This is a genomic window from Clostridium sp. (assembly GCF_047718555.1).
GTDB lineage: Bacteria > Bacillota > Clostridia > Clostridiales > Clostridiaceae > Clostridium_I.
Genome location: NZ_JBDNRK010000008.1, coordinates 105894 through 111893 on the forward strand (window position 1 = coordinate 105894; position 6000 = coordinate 111893).

Consider the following 6000-nt stretch of genomic DNA (forward strand, 5'->3'; position numbering starts at 1 on the left):
ATCATTTTACACTATGCTTTTTTATTTTTACTTGCTCTTATGAAAATTTTTGCAATTTCATTTATTATTAAAGTTAGTATAGAAATTGCAATGACAAAAGTCCAATCAAAGAGGGTTAAATTGAACAAGTTAAATATATTTGATAGAAAAGGTACTGTTATAACTATATATTGCAGCAGTATGCCTATAATTACAGAACCAACTAGATATTTATTACTAAAGATACCTGTTTTAAATATTGATTTTTCTGGATGTCTCATATTAAAAGAGTGAAAAAGCTGTGAAACGCTTAAAACTACAAAAGCCATAGTTTGAGCATGTACTCCTTCAGTTCCATATATTTTTTCTCCATATCTGAAGGCTATTAAAGTTAAAGTTCCTATCAATATTCCGTTTAATATTAAAAATATGCTTGAACCTCCTGAAAATAAGCTTTCCTTTGTATTTCTAGGAGGATTATCCATAACATTCTCGTCACCAGGATCTACACCTAAAGATAATGCAGGTAATGTGTCTGTAATTAAATTTACCCATAATATATGAATTGGTCTAAGTGGAGTATCCCAGTTTAAAAGTATGGCTACAAACAAAGTTATAATTTCACCTAAATTACAGGAGAGAAGAAATATTATTGATTTTTTTATATTATTAAATATATTTCGTCCTTCCTTTATAGCAGCAACTATAGTCGAAAAATTATCATCAGTTAAAATCATGTCAGAAGCACCTTTTGATACATCGGTACCTGTAATTCCCATAGCTACACCTATATCTGCTATTTTTAAAGAAGGAGCATCATTTACTCCATCACCTGTCATAGATACTATATTTCCTTTAGTTTTAAAAGCTTTTACAATATTAACCTTGTGTTCTGGTGAAACTCTTGCAAAAACTCTTAGAGAATCAATTCTACTATTTAATTCATCCTGACTTAATTTATCCAGCTCTGTTCCTGAAATTGTTTCATTTTCAGTTTCAGCTATGCCTAGCTCTTTAGCTATGGCAAAAGCAGTATTTTTATGATCACCAGTTATCATTATAGTTTTAATACCAGAATGTTTACAAGTAGATATAGAATCTTTAACCTCTAATCTAGGAGGATCAATCATTCCCACTAGACCTATGAAAACTAAATCTTTTTCAATATTGTCTAAAGATATAGTATCATTATCTAATTCTTTATATGCAGCTCCAAGCACTCTTAAAGCATCATCAGACATAGCATTAGAGACATTCATTATTTTAGCTTTCAAATCTTCTGTAAAATCTTTTATTGTACCATTAATATTTATTTTATTTGATATCTTAAGCAGATTATCAGTAGCACCTTTTGTGTAAACAATATAATTTTTATCATGTCTATTCATAGTAGACATAAGTTTTCTGTCAGAATCAAAAGGTACTTCGTTAACTCTTGTAGAAGAGGCCTCCAGCTCATTTTTAAATATATTAAACTTTACACCAATTTCTAAAAGGGCTACTTCCGTTGGATCTCCAGTTTGGGAATTTTCTGTATAAGTAGCATCATTACAAAGCATAAGGTTATTAAGTAGTAATTTATTGCTTACATTATTTATGTTCAGATCATCAATATTTTTTAGTGAATCAGAATCAGCTGTATAAAATTTTGTAACTGTCATTTTGTTTTGGGTAAGTGTTCCTGTTTTATCTGAACATATTATGTTTACGGCACCTAAAGTTTCAACTGCGGGAAGCTTTCTTATAATGGCATGCTGTTTTACCATTCTCTGGACACCCATAGCAAGTACTATAGATACAATAGCAGGCAATCCTTCTGGTATTGCTGCTACAGCAAGACTTATAGCAGTAAGGAACATTTCAAATAAATCTCTTTTCTGAATGACGGAAATTACAAAGATCAATGCACAGATTGCTACAGCGGCAATACCTAAAATTTTACTTAGTTCAGCAAGCTTTTTTTGTAGAGGAGTCATTTCATTTTCAGATTCATCCAGCATTTTAGCTATTTTACCAATTTGAGTATCCATACCAGTAGCAGTGACTATACCTATACCTCTTCCATAAGTGGCTAAAGTTGATGCAAAAGCCATATTCTTTTGGTCGCCTAAAGGGACATCACTAGTATTAAAGCTCATGGTTGCATCCTTACTTGAAGGTACCGATTCACCTGTAAGAGCAGATTCTTCTATTTTTAAATTTGCACTTTCAATTAGTCTTAAATCAGCAGGTGTATATCTACCAGCATCTAGAATAATAACATCTCCTGGAACAACTTCTTCTGAAGGGATTTCTTTAAGATCTCCATCTCTTTTTACTACAGCCTTAGGTGTAGATAATTGTTTTAAAGCTTCCATGGCTTTTTCGGATTTAAATTCCTGAATGGTACCAACAATGCCATTTATAAATATTACAACTAAAATTATTATGGCATCACTTATTTCTCTCATAAATACTGATATTAAAGCTGCTATTAATAATATAAATATCATAGGATCTTTTAGTTGAGAAATAAAAATTTGAAACATAGTTTTCTTAGCTTTAGATGAGAGCTTATTTTCCCCATATTTTTCTAATCTTTTTTTAGCTTCTTCAGCAGGTAAGCCTTCCTTAGGGTCTACATTTAATTCTTTAATGACTTCTTCGGTAGTTTTATTAAACCACATAACTTGATCTCCTTTCCATAATTAAAAAATAAACACTGAAAGTAGTATTTTTCATGCCACTGGAGTAATTTGTATATTATTGATTAACAAATATATAAGCAGACAATAAGTATTAAATAGTATCAAAATATTTATTTTAGTTAGTATAACCTATAAGTACATGTATAATTAGTTATTTAAAAAATTATAATTTGCAAACAAAAAGACTTATGTATAATCAGAATATGGATTACACATAAGTCTTACTATTTAATACAAAGCCAGATGAAAAAATTCATCGGGTGTTGACTTTGCAGCAGATAAAATCTGCTAGCTACTCCCTTACGTTCAATGTTAAATTATACAAAAATTATATAAAATTTATTGCTATATGTCAAATAAAAATTATAAAAGTTATTCTAATTTACATTTATTTTTCCATAAGCAGATTTTTATATAAAGATAAATAAAATCGTGTTATAATTTAAAATAATATATTTTTTATGGGGATGATTAAATGGAGGTATCAAGGATTAGAAATAGTACTGCCATATCACAGGAAAGAAAGAAGATAGATTTTAAAAAAGATTTTTCTCAAAACTTTAATTTTGAAAGAGATAGAAGAAATGAAGAAGAGATGAAAAAACTTCTAGATGATATAAAAAAAAGAGGAAATAGGCTTATAATAAGTAAGTGCTATGCTGATGTTAAGGCATATAAAAATTTAATTAAAGAGTATTTAAAAAGTGTATTGGACTGTATTTATAAAGTTAAGAATGAAGCTAGTTTTTGGCAAACACAATATTATATAACAGTGGAAGTAATAGATGAAAAATTAGAGAATATAACAAAAGCTGTTTTAGGAGAAGAAAAAGAAAATCTAGATATAGCAGCTACTATTGATGATATTCAAGGCCTTATTGTAGATATTTACAAGTAGTAAACTAACTAAGATATAATTAATTTTTAAAAGATGCTTTTTCTTCGCTGCGCTGCGAAAAAAGCTTTCTAACACTTTTGGCTTTAGCCAAATCTATAACTTTCAATCAGTGAAGCGACGTTGAATCTTTCACCTTTCACGAAGTGAAATCTTTAACTTTTTGTGGCTGTAAAATCCCATGATTCTGGAGATTTTACAGCCACAAAAGCTTTCACTGTTTAATGGACAGAGACCTTCAAGCTAGTTCGCCATCTTCTAATATTATATATTAAAGTCATCTATCCATAAATTAAAGCTTGCATCAGAAGGCATTCTCCAGTCACCTCTTGGAGATAAACTCACAGTTCCCACCTTTGGTCCATCGGGAACTGCAGAACGTTTAAACTGTTGTGTGAAAAATCGTGTGATAAATTTCTCAAACCATTTTTCTATAGTTTCTTCGGTATAGGTATCTTTAAAAGCAATTTTGGAAAGATATAATATTTTTTCAGGAGATGCTCCTTGTCGTATAAAATAATATAAAAAGAAGTCATGAAGCTCGTAAGGACCAACTAGATCTTCTGTTTTTTGTGTTATATTGCCTTCTTTATCCTTTGGTAAAAGTTCTGGGCTTACAGGTGTATTTAGTATGTCTAGTAGAATTTTTGATGTAATGTCATCTACCTCTTTTTCAGCCACATATTTAACTAGATATCTTACTAAAGTTTTAGGTATAGAGCAATTTACCGAATACATGGACATGTGGTCACCATTATAAGTGCACCAGCCCAAGGCAAGTTCTGATAAATCTCCAGTACCAATTAGAAGTCCGGCTTCTTTGTTGGCAATGTCCATTAATATTTGCGTTCTCTCTCTTGCCTGAACATTTTCATATGTAACATCATGGTTTTCAGGATTATGGCCTATATCTTTAAAATGTAAAAGGCATGCATCAACTATGTTTATTTCTCTGAGGTCAGTATCTGAATTTTTGCATAGATTAATTGCATTGTTATAAGTTCTATCAGTAGTACCAAAGCCTGGCATTGTTATGGTGAGAATATTCTTTCTTGGTAATTTTAGCATATCAAAGGTTTTTATAATTACTAGTAATGCCAAAGTTGAATCTAAACCACCAGATATCCCAATTACTGCTTTTTTTAGACCAGTGTGTTCAATTCTCTTTGCAAGGGCAGCAGTTTGAATATTAAATATCTCTTTACATCTAATCTGGCGAGCTGACTCATTAGCAGGTACAAAAGGATGCTTATCAATAGCTCTGTTAAATTCACCTATGTATGTATTCTTAAAATTAAAGTTAATAATTTTACTTTTGAATGGGCAAATTTTCATATTATCGCTAAAACTTACATTTTTTATTCTCTCCATATCTAGTTTATCAAAATCTATAATAGAAGTTATAACTTGATTTTCTCTTTGAAATCTCTCATTAGCTTTGACTATTAAACCATTTTCGCCAATAATGAGGTCACCGCTAAAGAGTAAGTCTGTGGATGACTCATAAACTCCGCTTGAAGCATAAACATAGGCTCCCATACATCTGGCACTTTGATTTGATACTAGACTTTTTCTGTAATCTGCCTTACTTACAACTTCATTTGAGGCAGATAGATTTCCAATTATATTAGCACCACAAAGGCTTAAATAAGAACTTGGAGGAATGGTAACCCAAAGATCTTCGCAAATTTCTAGTCCCAGCTTTAGTTTACCTGAACTAAAAATTAAATTTGTGCCGAAGGGTATAGTGCTCTGAAAAGGTAAGTCTATGTATTCATCTATTATACCTAAACCTTCAGTAAACCATCTTTTTTCATAGAATTCTGTATAATTAGGTATATAACTTTTAGGTACAATACCTAATATTTTGCCATTAAATATTGTAAAAGCACAATTATATGTACAATAGTTGTAAATTAAAATTGAACCCACTACTATTAATATATCTTTTTCCTTTGAGAAAAGACAAAGTTTCTCAAGAGCATTATAGGATTTATTAATAAGTTTTTGTTGATAAAATAGATCTCCACAGGTGTAAGAAGTTATAGATAGTTCAGGAAATATCACAAGTTTTGAATTATCTTTTAAAGCTTCTACTACACAGTTCTTTATATTCGCTATATTAAAGTCTATATCTGATACTCTAGTTTTTGGGCAGGCAGCAGATACTTTTATAAAAGAATTCACCATTATTTTCACTCCATTTCTTAATGAAAAAAGTTCAATTTATTTTCTTTAATATAGCTTAACATATTGTGCAATTTATATTCAACATAATAGATTAATTAATATCCATAGTAAATATGAGAAAATTGACGATAGAAGGAGGGGGTGTGCTTTACTGTGGAGAAAACTTAGCTAAGTGATTTAAAATAACTCTTAACAAGTAAAAATAAAACTTTATTTAATGATATAAATACGATATTATAATTTGTATGG

The 6000-nt window shown here is 30.0% G+C and carries 3 protein-coding genes; 1 reads left to right on the plus strand and 2 read right to left on the minus strand.

Features of this window, described 5'->3' with window-relative positions; translation table 11 throughout:
• Positions 1–11 precede the first annotated feature (11 nt).
• A complete protein-coding gene (locus tag ABF633_RS05420) occupies positions 12–2645 on the minus strand; it encodes a calcium-translocating P-type ATPase, PMCA-type (protein ID WP_415522627.1) in 2634 nt (877 codons plus the stop codon).
• A gap of 496 nt (positions 2646–3141) precedes the next feature.
• On the opposite strand from ABF633_RS05420, the gene ABF633_RS05425 reads away from it, so the two are divergent.
• A complete protein-coding gene (locus ABF633_RS05425; protein WP_415522628.1) occupies positions 3142–3564 on the plus strand; it encodes a YaaR family protein in 423 nt (140 codons plus the stop codon).
• Between the two features lie 261 nt (positions 3565–3825).
• On the opposite strand, the gene ABF633_RS05430 is transcribed toward ABF633_RS05425, so the two are convergent.
• Positions 3826–5751, minus strand: coding sequence for an NAD(+) synthase (locus ABF633_RS05430; RefSeq protein ID WP_415522629.1), 1926 nt, complete (start codon positions 5749–5751; stop codon positions 3826–3828).
• Positions 5752–6000 lie beyond the last annotated feature (249 nt).